The sequence below is a fragment of the Bacillus alveayuensis genome (assembly GCA_030812955.1).
Lineage (GTDB): Bacteria > Bacillota > Bacilli > Bacillales > Aeribacillaceae > Bacillus_CB > Bacillus_CB alveayuensis.
Genome location: JAUSTR010000021.1, coordinates 1 through 21147, shown reverse-complemented (window position 1 = coordinate 21147; position 21147 = coordinate 1). Strand labels below are relative to the sequence as shown.

At 42.5% G+C, this 21147-nt stretch carries 13 protein-coding genes and 6 pseudogenes; 18 read left to right on the top strand and 1 reads right to left on the bottom strand.

Annotation, left to right across the window (positions count from 1 at the left end):
* Positions 1–36: 36 nt before the first annotated feature.
* Positions 37–2379 (bottom strand): transporter substrate-binding protein, encoded by a 2343-nt coding sequence (locus tag J2S06_RS13915; protein WP_419152676.1) that lies wholly within the window; start codon positions 2377–2379, stop codon positions 37–39.
* A 294-nt stretch (positions 2380–2673) separates the two neighbouring features.
* Here J2S06_RS13915 and J2S06_RS13910 point away from each other — a divergent pair, with 294 nt between their 5' ends.
* The 18 genes and pseudogenes from J2S06_RS13910 to J2S06_RS16140 all read left to right on the top strand — a co-directional run.
* Positions 2674–3720, top strand: a complete 1047-nt coding sequence (locus tag J2S06_RS13910) for an aliphatic amidase (protein ID WP_419152675.1) — start codon at positions 2674–2676, stop codon at positions 3718–3720.
* Between the two features lie 136 nt (positions 3721–3856).
* The gene (locus J2S06_RS13905) at positions 3857–4999 is read left to right on the top strand and encodes an AAA family ATPase (RefSeq protein ID WP_419152674.1); all 1143 of its coding nucleotides are present in this window, start codon (positions 3857–3859) and stop codon (positions 4997–4999) included.
* A 14-nt stretch (positions 5000–5013) separates the two neighbouring features.
* Positions 5014–5634, top strand: a complete 621-nt coding sequence (locus J2S06_RS13900) for an AmiS/UreI family transporter (RefSeq protein WP_419152673.1) — start codon at positions 5014–5016, stop codon at positions 5632–5634.
* A 74-nt stretch (positions 5635–5708) separates the two neighbouring features.
* Positions 5709–5894, top strand: coding sequence for a hypothetical protein (locus tag J2S06_RS13895; RefSeq protein WP_419152672.1), 186 nt, complete (start codon positions 5709–5711; stop codon positions 5892–5894).
* A gap of 65 nt (positions 5895–5959) precedes the next feature.
* A pseudogene (locus tag J2S06_RS13890) lies at positions 5960–7155 on the top strand (MFS transporter).
* A gap of 135 nt (positions 7156–7290) precedes the next feature.
* Positions 7291–7527: pseudogene (locus tag J2S06_RS13885) on the top strand (bile acid:sodium symporter family protein); the annotation flags it as partial.
* A gap of 329 nt (positions 7528–7856) precedes the next feature.
* A pseudogene (locus J2S06_RS13880) lies at positions 7857–8054 on the top strand (PD-(D/E)XK nuclease family transposase); the annotation flags it as partial.
* Between the two features lie 55 nt (positions 8055–8109).
* Positions 8110–8364, top strand: a complete 255-nt coding sequence (locus J2S06_RS13875; protein WP_419152690.1) for a hypothetical protein — start codon at positions 8110–8112, stop codon at positions 8362–8364.
* Positions 8354–8741 (top strand): annotated as a pseudogene (locus J2S06_RS13870) (retropepsin-like aspartic protease). Before J2S06_RS13875 ends, J2S06_RS13870 begins: the two are co-directional and overlap by 11 nt.
* 225 nt (positions 8742–8966) lie before the next feature.
* Positions 8967–9983, top strand: a complete 1017-nt coding sequence (locus tag J2S06_RS13865; protein ID WP_419152671.1) for a Wadjet anti-phage system protein JetD domain-containing protein — start codon at positions 8967–8969, stop codon at positions 9981–9983.
* Positions 9965–11470, top strand: coding sequence for a replicative DNA helicase (locus tag J2S06_RS13860; RefSeq protein WP_419152670.1), 1506 nt, complete (start codon positions 9965–9967; stop codon positions 11468–11470). Before J2S06_RS13865 ends, J2S06_RS13860 begins: the two co-directional genes overlap by 19 nt.
* A complete protein-coding gene (locus tag J2S06_RS13855; RefSeq protein ID WP_419152669.1) occupies positions 11467–12213 on the top strand; it encodes a DUF6063 family protein in 747 nt (248 codons plus the stop codon). Before J2S06_RS13860 ends, J2S06_RS13855 begins: the two co-directional genes overlap by 4 nt.
* On the top strand, positions 12197–16609 hold the full coding sequence (locus tag J2S06_RS13850; protein WP_419152668.1) for a coiled-coil domain-containing protein: 4413 nt from the start codon (positions 12197–12199) through the stop codon (positions 16607–16609). Before J2S06_RS13855 ends, J2S06_RS13850 begins: the two co-directional genes overlap by 17 nt.
* Positions 16610–17493: 884 nt before the next feature.
* On the top strand, positions 17494–17805 hold the full coding sequence (locus tag J2S06_RS13845) for a hypothetical protein (protein WP_419152667.1): 312 nt from the start codon (positions 17494–17496) through the stop codon (positions 17803–17805).
* Between the two features lie 26 nt (positions 17806–17831).
* Positions 17832–18074 (top strand): hypothetical protein, encoded by a 243-nt coding sequence (locus J2S06_RS13840; protein ID WP_419152666.1) that lies wholly within the window; start codon positions 17832–17834, stop codon positions 18072–18074.
* Between the two features lie 506 nt (positions 18075–18580).
* On the top strand, positions 18581–19558 hold the full coding sequence (locus J2S06_RS13835; RefSeq protein WP_419152665.1) for a uracil-DNA glycosylase: 978 nt from the start codon (positions 18581–18583) through the stop codon (positions 19556–19558).
* 329 nt (positions 19559–19887) lie between these two features.
* Positions 19888–20376: pseudogene (locus J2S06_RS13830) on the top strand (Rpn family recombination-promoting nuclease/putative transposase); the annotation flags it as partial.
* A 115-nt stretch (positions 20377–20491) separates the two neighbouring features.
* A pseudogene (locus J2S06_RS16140) lies at positions 20492–20925 on the top strand (nuclease/transposase family protein); the annotation flags it as partial.
* Positions 20926–21147 lie beyond the last annotated feature (222 nt).

Genomic DNA, 21147 nt, shown 5'->3' with positions numbered 1-21147 from the left:
TATTTAGGGACAGCGTCTTAGATTTATGAAATTCATTCATATAGTAGATTTATGAGGATGAACCCGATGAATTTTCCATTTTTTTATTTTTCGATACAGTGTACTTCTCGTGATACCAAGAATTTTGGCTGCTTCGGAAATGTTTTGAGATTGTTGGAGAACTTGTTCAATCATCTGTTTTTCCATATTTCTCAGATTACTATTTAAATGTGGTTGTTTCTTTATACTAAACTTCTGAAAATCTTCAGGTAAATGATGAGGAACAATTTTTTGTTCATGAATGGCGAGAAGAAAAGCCCTTTCCAAGATGTTTCGCAGCTCGCGAATGTTACCTGGCCAGTTGTATGACTGAAGAAATTGCAACGTAGAATCACATAGCTCTAGTGGTCCTTTTTTGTAATGCTGATGAAACTGATGAAGAAATTGTGCAGATAAATTTGGAATATCTTCTATTCGTTGACGTAGCGGCGGAATATGAATAGTAAATACATTCAATCGATAATACAAATCCGAACGAAAAGAACCTTGATAAGCAATTTCTTCCTTGAGATTACGGTTCGTTGCTGCTATGACACGTACATTAACAGGACGTTCTTTATGATCACCAATACGAACAACTTTCCGTTCTTCCAGCACCCGAAGTAGGCTTACCTGTAACTCCAACGGCATCTCACCAATTTCATCAAGGAACAATGTCCCCCCGTTTGCAGCTTCAAACTTTCCAAGGTTTCCCCCTTTCCGTGAGCCAGTAAATGCTCCTTCTACATATCCGAATAACTCGCTGGCAATCAGTTCTCTTGGAATCGCTCCGGCATTTAGGGCAACAAATGGGCCGTTCCTGCGAGGACTTTGTTCATGAATGGTTCGTGCCAAAACTTCCTTACCCGAACCAGTTTCTCCTAATATTAGTACATTAGCATCGGATTGAGCGGCAATTGCTGCGACTTGAAGCTCTTTTTGAAAGGATGGGTTATAGGTTGTAATGTGACCAAACTTATACTCCTGTGTAGATGGTTTTTTAATTAGAATAGACGGCTGTTTTGCTTTCTTTAGCAAGAAGAGCGAGAATTCATTGGCTTTCCCAATATTTCTTTGAATCACTTGATAAGTAGAATCAAGCTCCTGTAAATGGGCCTCCTTGAGAAAATCACCTTGTTTAGCCCGAAGTAGAGAATAAGCAGCTGAATTAACATATACAATCATTCTGTTTTGATCAACAACTACAATTCCATCAGATGTTTCTTTACCGATTGTCTCAACAAAAGATTTCCATATCGACTCTTCGTCTATGGAATCGACGATAGTATTTGTCAAAAGCGGTTTTGCAGGAATTGGCTGTTCCGAGCTCCAAACAATCTTAAATTGCCCGTCCAAATTGGCTTTTCCAATTCTTATTTCACGAGACAAATGATGGTTAGATTCAATCCTAATCTGTCCGCTCGGTGATGAGAACGTTTTTTTATATAAATATTTTAATATTTGCTTTCTTTCAGTAGATTGTAGAGCATTCACCGCATTCAATATCATCTGAATTCCAGTATATGTACTGGACATAACTGACGAAACAACTGTATCTGGCCCATATTTCTCCTTCATTCCTTGTACAAATTCTCGATTTTCGGGAGTATCTAATGATTGAAAATAACTAGAACAACTATAGTGTCCTGCCGCATACTTAGCTCCCATAGATCGTATTTCTAGCTCTGTCGTTATCGGGCTAAGGATCGGTATTTTCTCTGGATTTAACCTTAATTCGTAGTAAGTTTGATAAAAATGTAACACGCTTTCTCCAACGAGTGTGGAGAGTATCACATCAGGAGAAGACTGCTGAATGTCCTGTAAACCATGTATAAATTCTTTATATCCTAATGGGACATATTTTTCTCCGATGACTTCTCCGTTTAATTCGTGCAGCATTTCCCGTATTTGTTGATTGGTATATCTAGGATAAATGTAATCATTTCCAATTAGATAAACCCGTCGTCCAAACTGTTGAACCATAAATGTAAGAAGAGAGGCTACCTGCTGATTAGGAATCTCTCCGATATAGAAGACGTTTGGATGAATCTCCTGCCCCTCATAGAGGGTCGGATACACTAAAAGACAATCATACTGTTCAAGAACAGGTAAAATGGCTTTACGACATGCAGAAGTATAGCACCCTACAAAAATTTTTATTCCTGAACGTGCCATATCTAGCGCATGTTTATGGCTCTCTCTCGGATCGGAACGAATATCTCTAACCTCATAGGTAAACGAAAGATTTGAATGACAGTAATCTTTTTTTAATTTCTCTAGAGCATACAAAGCTGCTTGATATTGTCCGATTTCTGTCATGGAAGTTGTACCTGTTAAAGAAAATAAAAGACCGATACGCATCTATTATCCCTCCTTGTAGCATTTTGCAACAGTGTAACAAAATTAAACAACTGTATATATTACCTTATTTTAAATTATAAATCTGAATTTTCCAAATATTTTTTAATTTGTAATGTCGCATAATTAAGAAAAAATTATTAATCATTGTATAAAGTGTATATAGATTCCTTAGGAATATTCGTTTTGGCACACTTCTTGCAAAGAAGATAGGGTAGATAGACTAAACGAAAAAATAATGTTTTCGTTCGTCTATCCCACATTTATTCATAATTCAAAGAAAGGGGTAGTGTAAAAGTGAGACATGGAGACATTTCGAGCAGTCATGACACTGTAGGTGTAGCGGTAGTTAATTATAAAATGCCGCGTTTACACACGAAAGCAGAGGTATTAGAGAACTGTCGCAAAATCGCAGACATGATTGTAGGAATTAAGAAGGGGTTGCCAGGGATGGATTTAATTGTTTTCCCTGAGTACAGCACTCATGGAATTATGTATGATGAACAAGAAATGTACGATACTGCCTCTTCCATTCCTGGAGAAGAGACTGCGATTTTTGCTGAAGCTTGCCGGGCTGCCAATACTTGGGGAGTATTTTCATTAACAGGGGAAAGACATGAGAATCACCCAAACAAAGCCCCATATAATACGTTAATTTTAATGAATAATAAGGGTGAAATCGTTCAAAAGTACCGGAAAATTATCCCTTGGTGTCCAATTGAAGGTTGGTATCCCGGTGATACTACTTATGTAACGGAGGGACCTAAGGGAATCAAAATGAGCCTGATTATTTGTGATGATGGAAATTATCCGGAAATTTGGCGTGATTGTGCTATGAAAGGCGCAGAGCTCATTGTCAGATGTCAAGGATACATGTATCCGGCTAAAGAACAGCAAATTATAATGGCAAAAGCCATGGCGTGGGCAAACAATACCTATGTCGCTGTAGCTAATGCGTCTGGGTTTGATGGGGTATATTCTTATTTCGGTCATTCGGCAATTATTGGTTTTGACGGACGCACCCTTGGAGAGTGCGGAACAGAGGAAAATGGAATTCAATATGCAGAAATCTCGATTTCTCAAATTCGCGATTTTCGCAAGAATTCACAGTCACAAAACCACTTATTTAAATTACTTCATCGTGGATATACCGGCTTGATTAAATCTGGAGATGGTGATCGTGGAGTTGCTGAGTGCCCGTTTGATTTTTATCGTACGTGGGTACTTGATGCAGAGAAAGCTCGCGAAAATGTAGAAAAAATTACTCGTTCTACAGTAGGTACTGTTGAATGTCCAATTGCAGGAATTCCTCATGAAGAAATAGAAAAAGCAGCTGGAAAGTAAGTAGAAATATAAAAATATAAGGATTAAGGCTGACCTAAAATCAATGTATCAGATTGTGCAGCATAATATATTCTAAAATATGCATGATTTCACATATTTATAGGTCAGTCCTCCTTTGTATCTAGGTGATGAGCAGATGTCATTCATTACGACGAAATTAAAAGATTTGAACGAACATCAGCAGCAAAATATTCTTCAAGGAACTCGTCTAGTGACCCGTTTTCGTTTTGATGTCAATCAAGTGATTAAGCATATTCGTTCGAAAATTTGGGGGCAAGATGATGTTCTTAGGCGGTTAGAAGAAATGTTAAATATTATTTGGGCGGATATTACAGAAACTGACCGTCCTTTGTATGTTGCCTTATTTTTAGGGCCGACAGGCGTTGGAAAAACGGAAATCGTTCGTGCCCTTTGTGAAGCGATTCATGGAAATCGAGAAGCTTACTGCCGAATTGATATGAACACATTGGCACAGGAACATTATACCGCTGCCTTAACTGGAGCGCCTCCAGGGTACGTAGGAAGTAAAGAAGGAAACGCTCTATTCGAAAAGGAAAAAATTGAAGGATCCTATAGTAAACCTGGTATTGTCCTTTTTGATGAATTGGAGAAAGCAAACGATCAAGTAATTTATTCACTTCTAAATGTAATGGACAATGGTCTTCTTGTAATGACTTCAGGGGAGAAAGTGATTAACTTTCGCAACACCATGATTTTCATGACTAGCAATATTGGATCAAAAGAAATCATGAGCTATGCTGATGGGGGCTTCAAATATACGTTTCGTAAATTGTTATGGTTTTTACAACCGTCCAATTGGCGAAAGAGCGAAGAAGATTTCCTTCATTCTGTTGTTCTTTCACAGCTGGAAAAACGCTTTAGTCCTGAATTTATCAATCGATTCGATGATATCTTTGTCTTTCAATGGCTAAAACAAGATGCATTGGAGCATATTCTTGATATGAACATTCAAGCTCTTAACCATAGAATTAAAAAATATAACTGTCAACTTCAACTTGAGCAAACTGCCCGAAAATATTTAATTGAAGAAGGATTTGACAAACGATATGGAGCAAGGTTTTTAAAACGTACGATTCGAAAATATATTGAGGTTCCTTTAGCATCGCAAATCGGTCAACGCTCACAGGAAGAATCCCCAATTTTATTTGTTGCAAAAATGCAAAATGGCAAGTTACATCTCTTAGAAACAAAAGACCCAAAAAGCAGCATAGAGACAGAACCATTGTCAAAAGAAACAAAACAGTTACTTGATCGTTGAGGAGGATCAAGAAAATGGGCACGGTTGGCTTAATGTATGTTGGTGCTGTACTGTTTATAAACAGTTTAATGCTTTTAGGAAAAGTCGATGAAAAAAGCGCAGGAGTATTTAATCTATTTATTGGTGCGATGCAAGTCATTACCCCTTTTTATTTAATTTTTACATCTAAGGGGGAACCTTGGGCAATTTTTAATGCTTCTGGTACATTTCTCTTTGGTTTAACTTATCTCTATGTAGGAATTTCTAACCTAAAAAATTTGGATTCCTCTGGATTAGGTTGGTATTCCTTGTGGGTGGCGATTCTTGCTCTAGGATACAGCTATATAACTTTTACTAAATTTCAAGATATTAAATTCGGCATTATTTGGATGATGTGGGCTTTTCTCTGGACTTTGTTTTACTTACTGCTCGCCCGTAAGAAAGATATTGCCATCTTTACTGGATGGGTGGCACTTATTCAAGCGTGGACTACAGCTACGATTCCAGCTTTTCTCATTCTCATTGGTCAATGGGATAAGATAGGGCTAAAAATTACTTGGGTGGTAACCGTTTTAACCATCTTGACTTTCATCGTTATATATTGGATAACTAAGTCATCTGATTCCCAAACAACTCAAATAGTGACAAAAGTTTAAGAAAGATTAGGAGCGGCATTACCCGAATCTTGTCCAAGGCTGATAGTATTGAAGCGAAGGAGAGTTGCACTGTAATGACAGTCAGCTCTCTTTCTTCATGCCGGCATACAGCCTCCTACTCTCATGAGAATGAAGAGGATTTGCATTATATACTAGAAGGGGAGCGTTCTAACAAAGATGTACTTCTACCAAATTATTTGTATGGAATTAAGCAATTGACAAGTATTCATGTAAGAAAAAATGGCTTCGGGAAAATCTAAAAAATTGAAACATTCAAAAAAGGATTATAATGTAACTATTAATTCATTCTTGGGAGAGGAAAACTATGCACACAAACGTTGAACAGGGCGCCCGTGCACATACGACGGTCTATCCGATTTTGATTGCTATTAGTGTCGGTCATTTGCTGAATGACGCCATGCAGGCGGTTATTCCCGCGTTGTTTCCGATTTTGGTAGCATCAATGGATTTATCGTATACGCAAATTGGCTGGAACGCCTTTACGTTAAATATGACCTCTTCCATTTTGCAGCCGACCGTCGGTTTATTTACGGATCGGCATCTTTCCCCGTACTTCCTGCCGCTCGGAATGGCAGCGAGCCTGCTGGGGATGGCCGGTTTGGCGTTTGCCCCTGATTTTCTTTTCGTCTTATTGTCGGTATTATTAGTCGGTCTTGGCTCGGCTGTGTTTCATCCAGAAGGGGCGCGCGTCGTTTATTTTGCAGCGGGAGCAGAGCGAAACGGGGATTTGCCCAATCGATTTACCAAGTCGGCGGAAATACTGGAAATGCCCTCGCTCCGCTGTTTACAGAGCTTGTTTTTGTTCCGTTCGGACAAAAAGGAGCCGGTTGGTTCACGATTGTGGCAATGATCGGAGTCATCGTATTATTTCGTGTGTCACAATGGTATTCCCGTAAACTGGAACAGAAGGGACACGCCCGCAAACAAGGAAGTGTGACAAAAGTCGCTCAAAAGAGGCGGAATCATATTATTTTAGTGTTTGCGCGCTCATGGTATTCAGCTGGCATCTCGAATTATTATCAATTTTATTTGATCGAACACTATGACGTTTCCATACGGGAAGCGCAACTATACTTATTTGTCTTTATGATCGCGGGAGCAGTTGGGACATTCATCGGAGGTCCACTTGCCGATCGGTTTGGAAAGCGGAATTTAATGCTGTTTTCCACGCTCGGCACCGCTCCGTTTGCACTTAGCCTTCCGTATCTTCCGCTTGGATGGGTGCTGCCTGTTGTATTTTTGGCCGGGTTTATTTTATCATTAAGTTTTTCAATATTTGTCGTGTACGCGCAAGAGCTGCTTCCGGAAAATGTCGGCATGGCCTCCGGATTAATCGTTGGGCTTGCGTTTGGTATGGGAGCGCTTAGGGCGGTCGTGCTCGGGAAAATCGCCGATACATATACGTTGAAATCGCTCATGATCATGTGCAGCTTTCTTCCATTATTCGGCATACTAACATACTGGCTTCCGAAAGATCGACGTTCTGCTTTGGACCATTAGGTAAGCAGCGTCTGCGACACCGTGAAATGATGGAAGGTTAGTTGAGTAAAAGAAAAAGAGAGTCCAGGCTCTCTTTTAATGCTTAATAAAGGTGCCTGTGACACCCTGGAGTATATGTTGAAGAAAAATAGGAGAATCCTTGCGAAGCTACTTAAAATGTCGGAGCCGAAACAAAAAGCGATTTCGATTGAGGTCGGCATGCAAAATTCCGGACTTAGAGCTGCGCTGGCGACCGCTCATTTTTCACCGCTTGCCGCTGTTCCAAGCGCGATTTTCAGCGTTTGGCATAACATCTCTGGACCGATTTTAGCCACCTATTTCCGCAAAAAAAGCGAAAAGAAAGAAAGCAATCAACCAACGGTTACAATATGACATAGAAAAAAAGGGCTGTTCCAAAATCCCTAGGGTAAGACCACACAACACGGTATAGGACATCACAATTGAATAAATGAACGATAGATTGTGAAACTCGCATGAGATCAGACCCTTATGAGACAGCTACTTTTTCTAACTTGAACCAATCGTGAGAAAGGAAGAAGCCTCGAAACACTCTGCTCCAAGGCTTCACTTTGTGGATATGGGGTGTCCCGTCACAGTCGCTTTTGGGATACTCTCTTTTCTATTTTACCAATGACTGCGTGCCTAGCACATCCCGAAGTATGTCGAAGATTGTTAGAATATCAGAAAAAGAGAGCCCATAAGAAAGGGTGCTGTATTATTGGGCACGGTTGTTTTCGCTATCTCTTTCGAAAGAGCAGGAATACAATGAACTTCTGCTAACGATTATGATCACGATCCTCAACTACCCGCTATTCCCTCACGAAACGGACCGCTTTCATACCGTGTTTCACATCCGTGAAGACGAAGAACATTTCCTTTGGAGTCCGCATCTCTCTTTTTTCGGTTTTTGGGCAGTGATATAATTGATACAAAGAGCAAGTTGTGGTGATGGGAATGGAATGGCAGGAAGTGCGTTCATTGTATCCGAACCAATTTGTGAAATTACAAGTATTGAAGTCTCATTTACAGGGTGATCAGGAGATCATTGAAGAGGTGGCTGTCATTGGAACGGTTTCGGATGAGGATGCAACTCGTGAGTTACTGCAATCAAAAGGGAATCAGCTTGTTTATCACACTAGTCACAATGAGATTGTCTTAAAAGTTCGTGGAACGATTGGCCTGAGAGGGAAATTTCGTTATGCAGATTGAATATCGTGATGGGTTATTGTTTACATCGATAGAAATTGTTTATCAAGGAAGGTCTAAGTTGATTGATAATATGGTCATTGATACGGGTACTGTCAAAACACTGATTTCTCAAAATGCAGTAAAGGATATTGATTTGCGAGTAGAGATGGGCCGATCAAATTGTTACTTATTATGGAATCGGTGGAAAAGAGCACGCATTTACGAAGAAATTGGACTCTATTAAATTAGGTTCTTTTCAACTGAGAGAGTATGAGATTGATTTTAGTGGGATGGACTATGAAGGAATTAACGGTTTGTTAGGATTAGATATATTGCTAGACGCTGGACTTGTCCTAGACCTGAACAAATTAGAAATGTATCGTTCCGGTCAAAAATAAAGGATATACTTTTTATTTCCTGCCTCAAACTTTGCTTAAAACTATAGTTTAACGAAAAATACTCCTCAAGTTTCTGGCTTAAAAGTGAAAGCCCCTTAGCCCGGTGTTTCATCATCTTCCCTTGTTTTGCAATCCCCCTCAAGTTTGGAAACAATCATTCATATCCTCCTTCTCTTGTTTTCTTGTATAATAAAAGAAAATCCAGTTTGTGGGAGTGGAGCGAGATTGGAACCAATTGAAAGATTGCTAGCCGTTTTTCCGAAGCGGACGATTTCGTTAGGGGAGCTGGAACAGCTCATTCAGCCTTTTGTACGTACGTATGATGAGTTTTCCGAAATCATTTTGCGTCTGGAGGCGGAGCGGGCTCTTGAAATGGTGAAGTCGAAAGGGCGGACAACGAGAACGCCGTCTCTCGCTTTTCAATATCGCATTCATAAAAGCAGATTTATAGAAGACTATCATCATGAGCTGCAGCGCTATCAAAATCGGCTTCATCCGGCGATTCAGCTCGATGACTATTACGGCAAAGATCCGTCCGTTTGGAACAACGATGTGCCGTTCATTTTAAAAATTGACGAATATTTAAAGACGCATTCGTTACCGAGCGAACCCGTTCCCGCACCGGAGCGCAGCATGGAGTTGGTCGGCGATGAGAAATGGATCACCGAAGGCGACGGGAAAAAGCTGCTTGAGCGAATCGGTCTTTTTGACCGCCTTCGCATCATCCCCGTGTCCGAACCGTTAATGTTAGCCGTCCATCCGGCAAAAATAGAGGAAGTGGTCCAGCTTCACCTCATTGTTGAAAATAAAACGACGTATCAAGCGTTGCTTCCCACGCTTCCAGACACCGCTTTTTCGACGCTGATTTACGGGGAAGGCAAAGCCATAATTAGCAGCATCGAACAATTTTCGCTGCAATATCCGGTGAAAGCGGACCATCGTTTTTATTACTTTGGCGACATTGACCGCGAAGGTATTGCGATTTGGCATTCGCTTGCGAAAAAACAGCCCGTTTCGCCGGCGCTTCCGTTTTACCGGGCGTGTTTGCAGAAAGATCCGGCCAGTGGCAAGGACTATCAGATGGAGCGGGCGGACGCGCTTGACGCGTTTCTCGCTTATTTTGCACCGGATGAACAAAAGCAGCTTCAAGAGCTGTTGGCTTCCGGCCAGTACTATCCGCAAGAAATGCTGAAAACGAGGGAACTGCAACAAATTTGGAGGGAATGGCAGTGGACAAGCTAGAATTGGCAGGGGTGACGGACGGCTATCGCGAGCGTATCAGAAGGCTTGCGCTGTTTGATCCGCTTTTTGATCTTGAGCGGAAGCGTTCAACTGACCTCAATGGGCAGCCGATTGATATGAAAGGGCTCGGGCTATTGGCGCTTTTGTTTTTCTTTGAACAAAAGCTGATGCGGCAGTATAAAACTGGGGTAAAACAGCTCGCGTCTTTTTTAAAAAAGCTAACGGAAAATGTGTACGTGTTAGATGACGAGATGTACGAAGACTTGGCACGGACGATTATTCAAACGTTTCGCCCGACGACGGGGAAAAAACGGAGTTATTCGTTTTACGATTGGGAAAAACGGGAAGAGAGCGCGATTGAATATTCCCTTTTAAAAGCGAACGATTTCGATGTGAAAACGAATACGCAATATTACACGCTCGATGAAGATGGGCTTGAGCTCGTCTTTGCGACGAAGGAGTTTTATAGCGAATTCCAGTTATCGATTAACCAGTTGATGCTGCGGAAACAGTTGGAAAAAGGCGAATTCGCCGCGGCACTCAAGCAAATCAACGAAATGCGAATTGACGTCGAAACATTGGAAGAACGCATGACTCGGCTGAAGCATGAAATTCAGCGCAGCATTATTTCCGAAGAGACGTTTGAACGGTATAAACAGCTGCTCGACGATATCTACAGTCGGCTTTCGCGAGAGGATGAGGAGTTCAAAGAACTGCGCGAATTCGTCAATGAAACGAGGGAACGCCTGTACGCGCGCGATGTTCATCAAAAAGAAGCGAAGACGTATGAACTTGTTTTAAAAATCGCCCGGGAATTAGAGTCGGTGCATTATGCGCATTCTGCTTTGCTCGACAAGGCACTTTCGTTAAAAAATACAACGCTCGTCACGGCGCAGGAGTCGCTTTATTATACGGGTCTTCATTCGTTCAATTTCGACCAAGACATCGTGTCATACATCGTTTCCACCCCGCTCCCCCTCGAAGCGATGAAAGGGGTGCTCCACCCGTTTTTAAAAGTCGAAGAAAATCGGTTTTGGTCGCCGCTTGCGATTTTTGCGGAGCAAAACATTACGGAAGAGAGGGAAGAAAAAGTTGGGTTGCGCTTTATCGAAGCGGACGATGCGGCAAGCGACGATCCGTATCGCACATGGCTTATGGCAAAATATAAAGAATTGATGCAGCTGTTTTTAGAGGCGTACCAGCTTGGGCGCGCCCAAACGCTTTCGGAGTTTTTCAGTTACTTGGACGACATCGGACAGTCGCGCTTGTATGAGCAGCGTTATTTTTACGATTTTTGGCTCATTATGCATCAACGCTCCCCGGTTCAACACGGCGATATGCAAGGGGAGGAAGGAAACACGCTTTTAGGGGATGCGCTCGTTTTGCTTGGCGGAAATGTACTGGATGTCCAAGAAGGGGATCGTATTATTCGAAAATGTGAACGTTTTTCAATTCAAGACATGATGATAACGGTGAGGGAACAATGAGAAATTATCCAGAGCAAAAAGTCATTCAAGCGTTTCAATTGTATACGGTGCTAGCGCGCCACGGCGTCGCAGGCGAGCAGGCGGTGCAGCTTTATAAAAGCGACGATGATATACGCGGGCTATTGGACATGTTCAGCCGCGAAGTCGATTGCGTGATCGTTTTGACGAGCGAGCAAATGTTTCTCGTGCCGCGCACGAAGCTGTCGCCGTTCCATGTCAGCAACGACTGGATTAAGCGCCATTATCTTCGCTCAGGTGCCACGAACGGCGATTTGTACTTGCTTTATTTTACGGTGCTCGTCTTGTTTGGCAGCTTTTACGATACGTATCAAAGCCAAGAACCAACGCGGCAATTTTTAGGCATGGACGAATGGGTGCACCTTGTCCAAGAGCGTATCGATCAATTGAAACAGCACGACCCGGACGAATTGAAACAATTAGAACAAGAGTTTTCGTACAATTGGAGACTCATTATTGAAAAATGGGATGCGATGGACGATATTAAAGAAACAGCGAAAAAGCAAAGCGGCAATACGATCAGCCGTTTAAGCGTCATCGACGCGGCTCGGCGCTTTTTAATCGACCAAGGTCTTATTGTCGATATCGGCAACCATGAAGTCGCGTTGACGGAAAAAGCAAAAACAATTGTTCAACGATTTTTCATGGAAGTCGAATACAACCGCGGGATTTTTGAATTTATTTACGGATTTGAAAGGGAGAAGGATGATGCCAGCGATCAGTAAAATTCGGCTCACGAACGTTGTGTATGAAGAAGGGCGCAAACGGTACAACGATGAAATCTTCCGCTTTGACGGGCATAATGGGGCGATTTTGCTTGAAAATGGCGGAGGAAAAACGGTGTTTATTCAAACGGTGCTGCAAGCGATTTTGCCTCATGTCGATGTGGCAGACCGGAAAATTAAAAACACGCTGCAGCTCGAAAACGCCCCAGCCCATATTGCCATCGAATGGATGTTGAACGACGAACCGAGGCGGTATGTCGTGACAACGGTCTCGCTGTTCATGACGAACAACGGACTCGATTCGCTCCGCTACGTCTATGAATACAACGCGAACGACCCGCACGGCATCGAAGGTCTTCCGTTCGTGCGTGAAGGGAAAGATGGAAAGCGCCCGGCGGAACGCGGCGAAATGCAAGACTACTATAGTCATATGAAAGAGAAATCGTTCTTGGCGCGCACGTTTTCGACGATTAAAGAATACAAGGCGTTTATCGAAGAGCAATATCACATTATTTCAAGCGAATGGGAAAGCGTGGTGAAGATTAATAGTTCGGAAGGCGGCGTCGAATCGTTTTTCGACGAATGCAAAAGCACGAACCAGCTGTTTGACCGCCTGCTCATTCCGATTGTCGAAAGCTCCATCGTAGGTCATGACGCGAAGCTGTTCGCCGATATGTTTGAAAAACAGCTAGACAGTTTCAAACATTATAAAAAGCTGAAAGAGACAATCGAAGAAAACAAGCTCATCCAACAGGAGTTGGAGCGATACGTCGACACGTACGAACAGCTTCATCGCGAAGAGCTCGCCTATTTAAAAGCGAAGCAGCGCGCCAAAGGGGTATGGCTCGAAACGTTGAAGCAAAAGCAAGCGTGTCTTGACGAGCAGAAAGACATCGCGGACAAGCTTGAGTATTGGAAGCAGAACTACGCAGCGCACAACAAAAAGCGTGCGTCATATGACATTTTAGTCGAAGAAGCGCGCTGGCAAAAGCTTCAGCGCGAATACGAACTCGTCCTCGCGCGGCAGAAAGAAAAGGAAGAGGCGCTCGCCCGGCTCGAGCGCAACTATTATTCGCTGCAGCTGGCGGAGCGAAAAGAGGCGCGAAAACGGCACGAAGAAGCGCTTGCGTACATTGAGCAGGAGATCGCCAAGCTGAAGGACGCTGAGGAACTTGCGAACTACGAAGAGGAATTGGAAAGAGCGCGCCGCTCGCTGCTCGGCTGCTTCATCGAGAAGCTTGAGACGATTGACAAAGAACAACAAAGCCTTCGCTATGAGCTGAATCCGATTCAGATGCAGATTGAACAATGGACGAAGGAAAAAGAAGCGCTTGATCAGAAAAAGCAGTACGCCCGCGAAGAGCGTGCTGCCGTTCAAAGCCGCATCGAGGCGAGAGAGAGGGACATGGAGCAAATTAAACAGCACATTTTAGCAAACCCGTCCCAACAATCGGTAGAAGAAGAAAGGGAGAAATGGCTTGAGCGCGAACGGTGGCTTGATGATGAAATTGTCCGCATGCGCCAAGATGTGAAGCAATTCAGCCAAGCGGAACAAGAAGCGGAAGCGAAAAAAGAAGTGCTCCAGCAAGAATGGGCGGCAAAGCGTGCGGAATGCGGGGCACTGGGGCAACGACTCAAAGCGCTCGAAAACGAGGAGCAAGCGCTCATCAAGAAGCTCGCATCGCTCCGGCCGCAATGGGCCTCACTTGATAGCGTCTACTCCCATGAAGCGACGATCGAAATGAGACTCCTCGAAGAAATCGAGAAGAGAACGAAAGAGCGGGAGGCGCTCTTAGTGCGTGAACGCATCGTTTCGCGGCTCGCGGATGCGTACGGCGCACAAGACATCTTTTTCGCCGATCCGTTTTTATCGCAGCAGCTCGCCTCGTGGAAAAACCAATTTGATTACGTAGAGACCGGCGTCGAATACTTACAGTCGCTTGAGGAAGAAGACCGCGCGAAGAAACGGGTGTTTCCGCTCTGGCCGATGACGTTGATTACAACGGCAAAATCGAAGGAGCGGCTCTCGCAAAAAGTGCAGTACTTAAATGACCGCTTGCAGCTGCCGATTGTCGTGCTTGCAGCGGATGAAGCAGCGCGCATCGAAGACGAAGCGCTTTTGTATGAATGGATCGCGCCGCACTATTGGGAGGAAGCGAGCGATCCAGAGTCGTTCCGCACATGGAAAGAACGAATCAACGCGAGCGCGCAAGAAACGACAAAGCACCGCCAAGAGAAAGAAGTGGAACTCAAAGGGTGGCAAGACGTGCAACAAGCATGGCGAGCGTTTTTGGAAGCTCACCCGTACAAAACGGTTGAAGCAGCTCGCACGCAATACGCCGTGCTCATCAGCGGCATCGATCAGCTGAAAATGGCGATTGACAAAGAAAAAGCGCGCATCAACGAATGGCGCGCCAAAATCGCGCAAGCGCAGTCGCTCATCCATCAATACGAGCAAGAAATGAAAGGTTGGACCGCCAAAATCGAAGATGCAAATAAATATATCCAATATGAAAAAGAAGTGCAAGAAGCGCGAAAAACGGAAAAAACGCTCAACGAGACGATTGCGGCGCTTGAAAAAGACATTGTGCGCCTCAACGAGCGGTTTGAAGACGCACTGGCACAAAAAGAGGATCTCGAAGAGCGCATCCGATCGCTGCAAGCAGATCGCCGTAACATCGAACGAAGCGATGACTATCAATCGCTCCGCTCCTTTACACCGCTTTATTCAGGCGAAAGCGAGCGTGTCATTCGCGATAAAATTCGTAAGTTGGAAGACCGAATTAATGGAATTGAAACGACCTACAGGGAGTGGAAGTTGAGGCAAAAGACTGAACAAAGAGAAATTGACCGGCTAACGAACGAAATAAACAAGCTGAAACGCGAGCATCGCGACCTCGACGAAACGCGTTCGTTTCCAAGCGACGGACCGTATGTGCTGCAGCGGTTAGAAGAACAAATCGCGTCTCTCCAATCGGAATTAAAGCGGTTAAACAAAGATGTGCAAGATGCCTTGATCAGCAAGGAGCAGCAAAGCGGCGTGTTAAAAACGAAAGAGCAGCAATTTCAACAACAATATCCGAATGAAGAACGTTGGCCGTTTACCGAATCGCTTGATGAGATCGCTGATCATTTGAAAACCGAAAAAGAAGAACTGGAGAAACGGAAGGCGTTTCTCGACCAAGAACATGAGCGCCTGGCGAAAAAGATGAAAAACATTGAACAGGCAGAACGCCATTTAGAGTTATCTAAAGAAGTGCATCATTTCAATGCTCCGACTATCGCTGCCCTTTCGTTGAGCGCGGAAGAAGCAACGGCATTTACGTACGAGCGCCAACGTTTTATCGAAGGTATCACCGAGAGCTTAAAGGCGGGCAGACAAGCGGTCGAAGAGACGAAAAGCCGCGTCGAGCGTGCGAAACGTTCTTTTAGAGAGTTTTGCAACGCTTCGATTAAAGATGTGAAAATGCGGCAAATGGCGCTCAACGGCATTGAGCATAAAGAGACGTACGAAGACATTATCGACTTTAAGAAAAATATGATGCGAAGCGTTGAAAGCGCGACGAACTACGCGAATGAACATATCCGGCAAAAAGACGCGGAGCTTCAAGCGTTTATTAATCATATTCACACCCATTTGCGCACATTGGTGGAGGAGCTGAAGCAAATCCCGAACAAAACAAGAGTAAAAGTCGGAGACGAATGGAAGCGCATTTTCACGTTTACGATTCCAGAGTGGGAAGAAGAAGTCGGCAAGACGCGCATTCGCAACCATATTGAATGGATTTTGCAGCAGCTCGAGTCCGAACGGTTTATGAACGAGCACGGCCAGCAAGACGAAGCGAAGGTGAGAAAAGAAATCGAAATGTGGCTGCAATCGAAGCAGCTTCTCCAAGTCGTCATGAACAACGAAGGCATGAAAGTGAACTGCCGAAAGGTGACGAACGACAATAAAGTGACGACGCGCTCGTATTCGTGGGAGCAAAGCAACATCTGGTCTGGCGGCGAAAAATGGAGCAAAAACATGACGCTCTTTTTAGGCATTCTCAACTACGTTGCCGAGAAAAAGCAGCACATCCAGCAGATGATGAAACGCCACCGCACCGTCATTTTAGACAACCCGTTCGGAAAAGCGTCAAGCGACCACGTGCTCAACCCGGTCTTCTTTATTGCTGAACAGCTCGGCTTCCAAATCATCGCCTTAACTGCTCATGCGGAAGGCAAATTTCTCAGAGACTACTTCCCGATCGTTTACAGCTGCCGCCTCCGTCCATCGTCCGACCCGAGCAAGCAGGTGATGACGAAGGAAAAATGGCTCCACTACGCCTACTTCCAAGATCACGAGCCAAAATCACTCGAACGCCTCGGCGAAACCGAGCAGTTGGAGTTGTTTTAGGAGATTGGAAGAGTCAATGAGAGCTGTGGGATAAATTTCATCATACAACACATCATAACGCAAATGATTAATGATGATAGGGGAATTTAATAACAACTGGCCACAAGGGTGAAAGATTCGCTTCCTTGGTCAGTTTTTTTTCCTGTAAAAGGAGTAAGTCATTCAGCGGGAACTTAAGCTCGTATGATGTACTCTTAAAACTTACAATTATTCGTAATAGTTACCGATAATGTAAAGGGGATGTATGAAACGAATCAACAAACTGCGGGAAAAAGTAAAATGAACAGGGCGGCAAACTGGACTATATACGTTCTTCTAGCTTTGGCTGTAGGGCATTTCGATATATGTAATGAAACGATGAGGAGTACTCTAGTAATTGGGAAAATGGGCTTAAGGAACGATTATTAATGTCGTCGACCGCCAATCGTGCAAAAAACTGGGGGATCGACGACACACTGTTTTTTGGACAAACAGCCGGGCAAAGATTTTCTTTTGTGATGTTCGCTTATTCATGGTTTCATTTTTCCTTTGATATGGTTCGTTGTTTTGGAAAAATGGATGATAGCTTCGTACAGAATCTTGCGCGGCTAGCTACAAGAAACAGACGTGTAAAAATTTTTTATGATAAAATTTCAGATAATTCGGATAAAAAAATACATGGCAATCAGCCGGCTTATGAATGTAATAATAACTGCCATAGATGAAAAGGGGGGATTTTATGGAACAGTATAAGAATAAAGTAAAACAACTAGAAAGGATTTCTTACAGTGAATACTTAAGTGAGTTTGTTGGAGAATTTAAAAAGATATGAGATTGGGCTAAGGAGAAAGGCATCGTTAAGTTTGAAAAGATGGCTCGGTATGAAATTGAGGTTTTTTCTCTCCATGCATCAACAAGGTAGAGAACAAAAGAGTAGCATGGTAAAGGCCCATTTTTATGAACTTGCGATGAGGCATTATGCGAATATCGGAAAGACAGATAAGGTTGAAGTAATGAAAATACTTATAAGAAAAGCGTATAAAGAATGGGAAGAGAGCGACGAATTATCTGTTGTTTCTGCGGAGGTTTCAATCCCTACTCACGAAATAGAAAATATGATGCGACCATATCTTGAAGTAGATGTAGCAGAATCGATAGACATGATGGCCAAGTCAAAATCCATTTTACCCCTGATATTAATAATGTCGAAAAGCTAACGAAGGAACTAATGGTTACTTACCCCTTGTATCATTTAGTAACTAAAGGATTAATAGATGATGAAAAGAAAGTCGCTGAAGCTAAAAATGATGAAGAGTCTTACCAATGGGCTTTCTCGCAAAATTATATGTTGCATTTACAAATAGCTTTAAACATGGTTCTTGTCCCTTTATTTGATAAATTGATGAATGAAAGAGGGCTCGCATCAGAATTAATAGTAGATAAAATTTTTGCATGGCCATTAGCGAAAAGAATAAACCATTTGTAGAACTAGGAATGAAAAGATTTTTTGATGGAGACTATGTTAGTTCCATTCACCTATTAGTCCTTTAATTCGAGTGCACCCTTAGACGAACGTTTGCAGCCGCGGGATATGCGACTACGTCGATCAAAAAGTCTACTGCACAACATGAAGAAACTTTTAACGAATTTTACAGAAATTCTGATTATGAGTTCCATAAAGATGTAATGGAAGAGAAGAATGAAAACGACAACAAAGATATTGATGGGGGTGAAAAAGCGTAAAAAAATGCGGTAAATCAGTTGATGAGTATGAACTATATAATTGATTTTCCGATATATACAAAGCAATTAGACTGTTCCTTTGTCTAATTTTTGTCGATTTTTCAATCTGAACTCATATGGTATGTGAGGTGTGTTTGGTTATTTAGGAGCGCATAAAATTTGGCGATATATTTCATGCGTAATATGAGTCCTTCTACGATTAGGAGGGCTCATAAAATAATAATATACTGAAAGGAGTCCTATCTGATCATGACTTGTAGTAGTGAGAATTTTGAAAGGTTCAAACAAATAGCCGACACTGTTATACCTTATGAAATAAGATTAATGACGCATTATAATAATGGTTGGGAAGATTGTATTGATATGAGAGGGCAAAATCTAAAAATCACGATAACAGATGAAGCTTCCCAGTTTGATTTTTACATAAAAATTTCTGATGAACGAGGATTAAGTGTAAAAATCCCTTGTGAAGGAGTTGAAATAATTAACGAATTTAAAAACAAGGATAATGTAATGATTGAGATTTATTTTTTTATTTATGAAGGATTTGCTCAATTTACTCTCAAAGGAAGAGAGATATTCACTACTAATACTGATAAAGAAATAGAGTACAACAAATTAATTGATCAAGCAAAAAACTGTATAATTTGTGAAACGATGAAACATGAAAAAGCTGTTTTGGGTTATGAGAATGGAAATCTTGATGCCGATATCATGTTTATTGCGGAAGCTCCTGGACCAAGGGGAGCTAACCTTACTCGAATCCCTTTACACGGAGATGCTACAGGTGATAATTTTGAGAAACTTTTATCGGCAACAAGATGGACACGATCGGATATTTATATAACCAATGCTGATTTGTGCTGTCCAACTGATGAGAAAGGAAAAGTCAGAAACCCAAGCAAACAGGAAATAAAGAATTGTCATTCATATCTTGCTAGAATCATAGAATTAATAAACCCTAAAGTGATTGTTACATTAGGTAAAAAAGCATTAGAAGCATTAAAGGAAATCGAACCACACCAATTGGTATTAAATAAAGATGTAGCTACATTTTCAAAATGGAATGGCCGATTCGTCTATCCACTCTATCACCCAAGTCCCCAAGTAATAAAGACTGGTATTAGACCATTTGAACAACAAAGAACGGATTTTAAACAACTAGAGTATAATTATCGTTTCAGAATTTCAAAAGGGTTAGAACCGATAAAATTTAAAAGTAAATGACCCAGTGCCTGTAACACCCCGAAGAAATTTTTATAAGGTGAATTTTAACATTTTCCGAGAATTCTCCCTCCCGTCTCTAAACGGAGTGTAGAAAGAGGTTCATTAGTAATCTGCCTGTGTTGGCTTGGGCTGCGTGCCTGACACACCCCGAAGTATGTCGAAGATGATTAGATTATCAGAAAAAGAGAGTCCGTAATTCCAAAAAATCACTAGGCTCTCTTTTTTTTGAAAAATTCTGTTTAGTATCTTGATTTCTCCTCTTCATTCCGTTTTAATAAAAGCAATTCCTCTATATTTTTTCAAAAATTTCCCCGAAAGGATGGACCCCTATGCCAAAAGAATACCTCGATTTGAAAATGGACTTTATGTTCAAGCAGCTGTTCGGCCACCCGAGCCGAAAGCGAATCACGATTGCGTTTTTGAACGGGCTTTTGAACCGAGCCGGCCGCGACCGGATTGTTGATGTGCAATATGAAAATACCGAACTTCCGAAAGAGACGGAAGATGGCAAGATGAGCCGGCTGGATGTGCTCGTGTTCACTGACCGCAGCGAGCGAATCAACGTTGAAATCCAAGTCGTCCATCAGCATGATATGCCTGAGCGCGTGTTGTATTATTGGGCCCGGCTGTTTTCGTCCTCTCTTTCCAAAGGACAGGAATATAGCGAACTTCCGCCAACGATTATGATCACGATCCTCAACTACTCGCTATTCCCTCACGAAACGGACCGCTTTCATACCGTGTTTCACCTCCGGGAAGACAAAGAGCATTTCCTTTGGAGTCCTCACCTTGAATTCCACGCGATTGATTTGTCACAGTTTATCCCGTTCTAACCGTCCGTAAGACTCTCGCCTGTTCAGGTATTCGTCAACGGACGATAAGAACCCGATTAGCTCAACTAGCATCAGTCAAAAACGACTGATGCCGTTTCGCTTTATGGTAAAATGGAAGAAATACCGACGTGAGATGAAAAAATCAGCGGAATAGCCGTGGTTAATGATGTTATCGGCGGTTGATGTGCGGAAAAGAGAGGTTGATGAAGAGATTTTAAACGAATTGGATGTGTTAGTAATGAATGAGCAGGAAATTCGCGAAGCGTTGGAGGAGTGGGAAAAATTAAGCGTCAGTCTGGAAAATCGTATGCGTATGAAATGCGGTTGAAATGGCTGCGCGATCAACTATCCAACATCCGCGGCGAACGGCGCGCGGTGTTGGAAGAAGGGTTGAAGCAAGGGCGTGAAGAAGGATTTGAGCAAGGTATGAAACATCTTGTTCGTAATATAGCGAAAAAAGGAATGAACGTGAAAGAGATCGCGGATCTTACTAACCTTGCGGAAGAAGAGGTTCGAAAACTGCTCAAAGACTAATTCTCTTAGAAGAGCTCGTTGCCTGTCCTGCCGGAGCATGTCGAAGATCGTCAGAAGATAGACAAAGAGAAGTTGCAGTTTCCCAATTCGCAAAAATCAAGTGGCGATTGATCGAGTTTAAAAAAAACTTAGACGGCACAACCAACACAATAAATTAGTTGTGCCTTTTCCATTTCTCTTCAATAGTGTTTAAATATTCATTTGGTTCTTTTTTGAATCTTC

Bases quoted from the DNA above. Each gene is read 5' to 3' on its own strand.
- J2S06_RS13915 (WP_419152676.1), bottom strand. From the start codon at position 2,379: ATGCGTATCGGTCTTTTATTTTCTTTAACAGGTACAACTTCCATGACA.
- J2S06_RS13905 (WP_419152674.1), top strand. From the start codon at position 3,857: ATGTCATTCATTACGACGAAATTAAAAGATTTGAACGAACATCAGCAG.
- J2S06_RS13900 (WP_419152673.1), top strand. From the start codon at position 5,014: ATGGGCACGGTTGGCTTAATGTATGTTGGTGCTGTACTGTTTATAAAC.
- J2S06_RS13895 (WP_419152672.1), top strand. From the start codon at position 5,709: ATGACAGTCAGCTCTCTTTCTTCATGCCGGCATACAGCCTCCTACTCT.
- J2S06_RS13875 (WP_419152690.1), top strand. From the start codon at position 8,110: ATGGAATGGCAGGAAGTGCGTTCATTGTATCCGAACCAATTTGTGAAA.
- J2S06_RS13860 (WP_419152670.1), top strand. From the start codon at position 9,965: ATGGCAGTGGACAAGCTAGAATTGGCAGGGGTGACGGACGGCTATCGC.
- J2S06_RS13855 (WP_419152669.1), top strand. From the start codon at position 11,467: ATGAGAAATTATCCAGAGCAAAAAGTCATTCAAGCGTTTCAATTGTAT.
- J2S06_RS13850 (WP_419152668.1), top strand. From the start codon at position 12,197: ATGCCAGCGATCAGTAAAATTCGGCTCACGAACGTTGTGTATGAAGAA.
- J2S06_RS13845 (WP_419152667.1), top strand. From the start codon at position 17,494: ATGCATCAACAAGGTAGAGAACAAAAGAGTAGCATGGTAAAGGCCCAT.
- J2S06_RS13835 (WP_419152665.1), top strand. From the start codon at position 18,581: ATGACTTGTAGTAGTGAGAATTTTGAAAGGTTCAAACAAATAGCCGAC.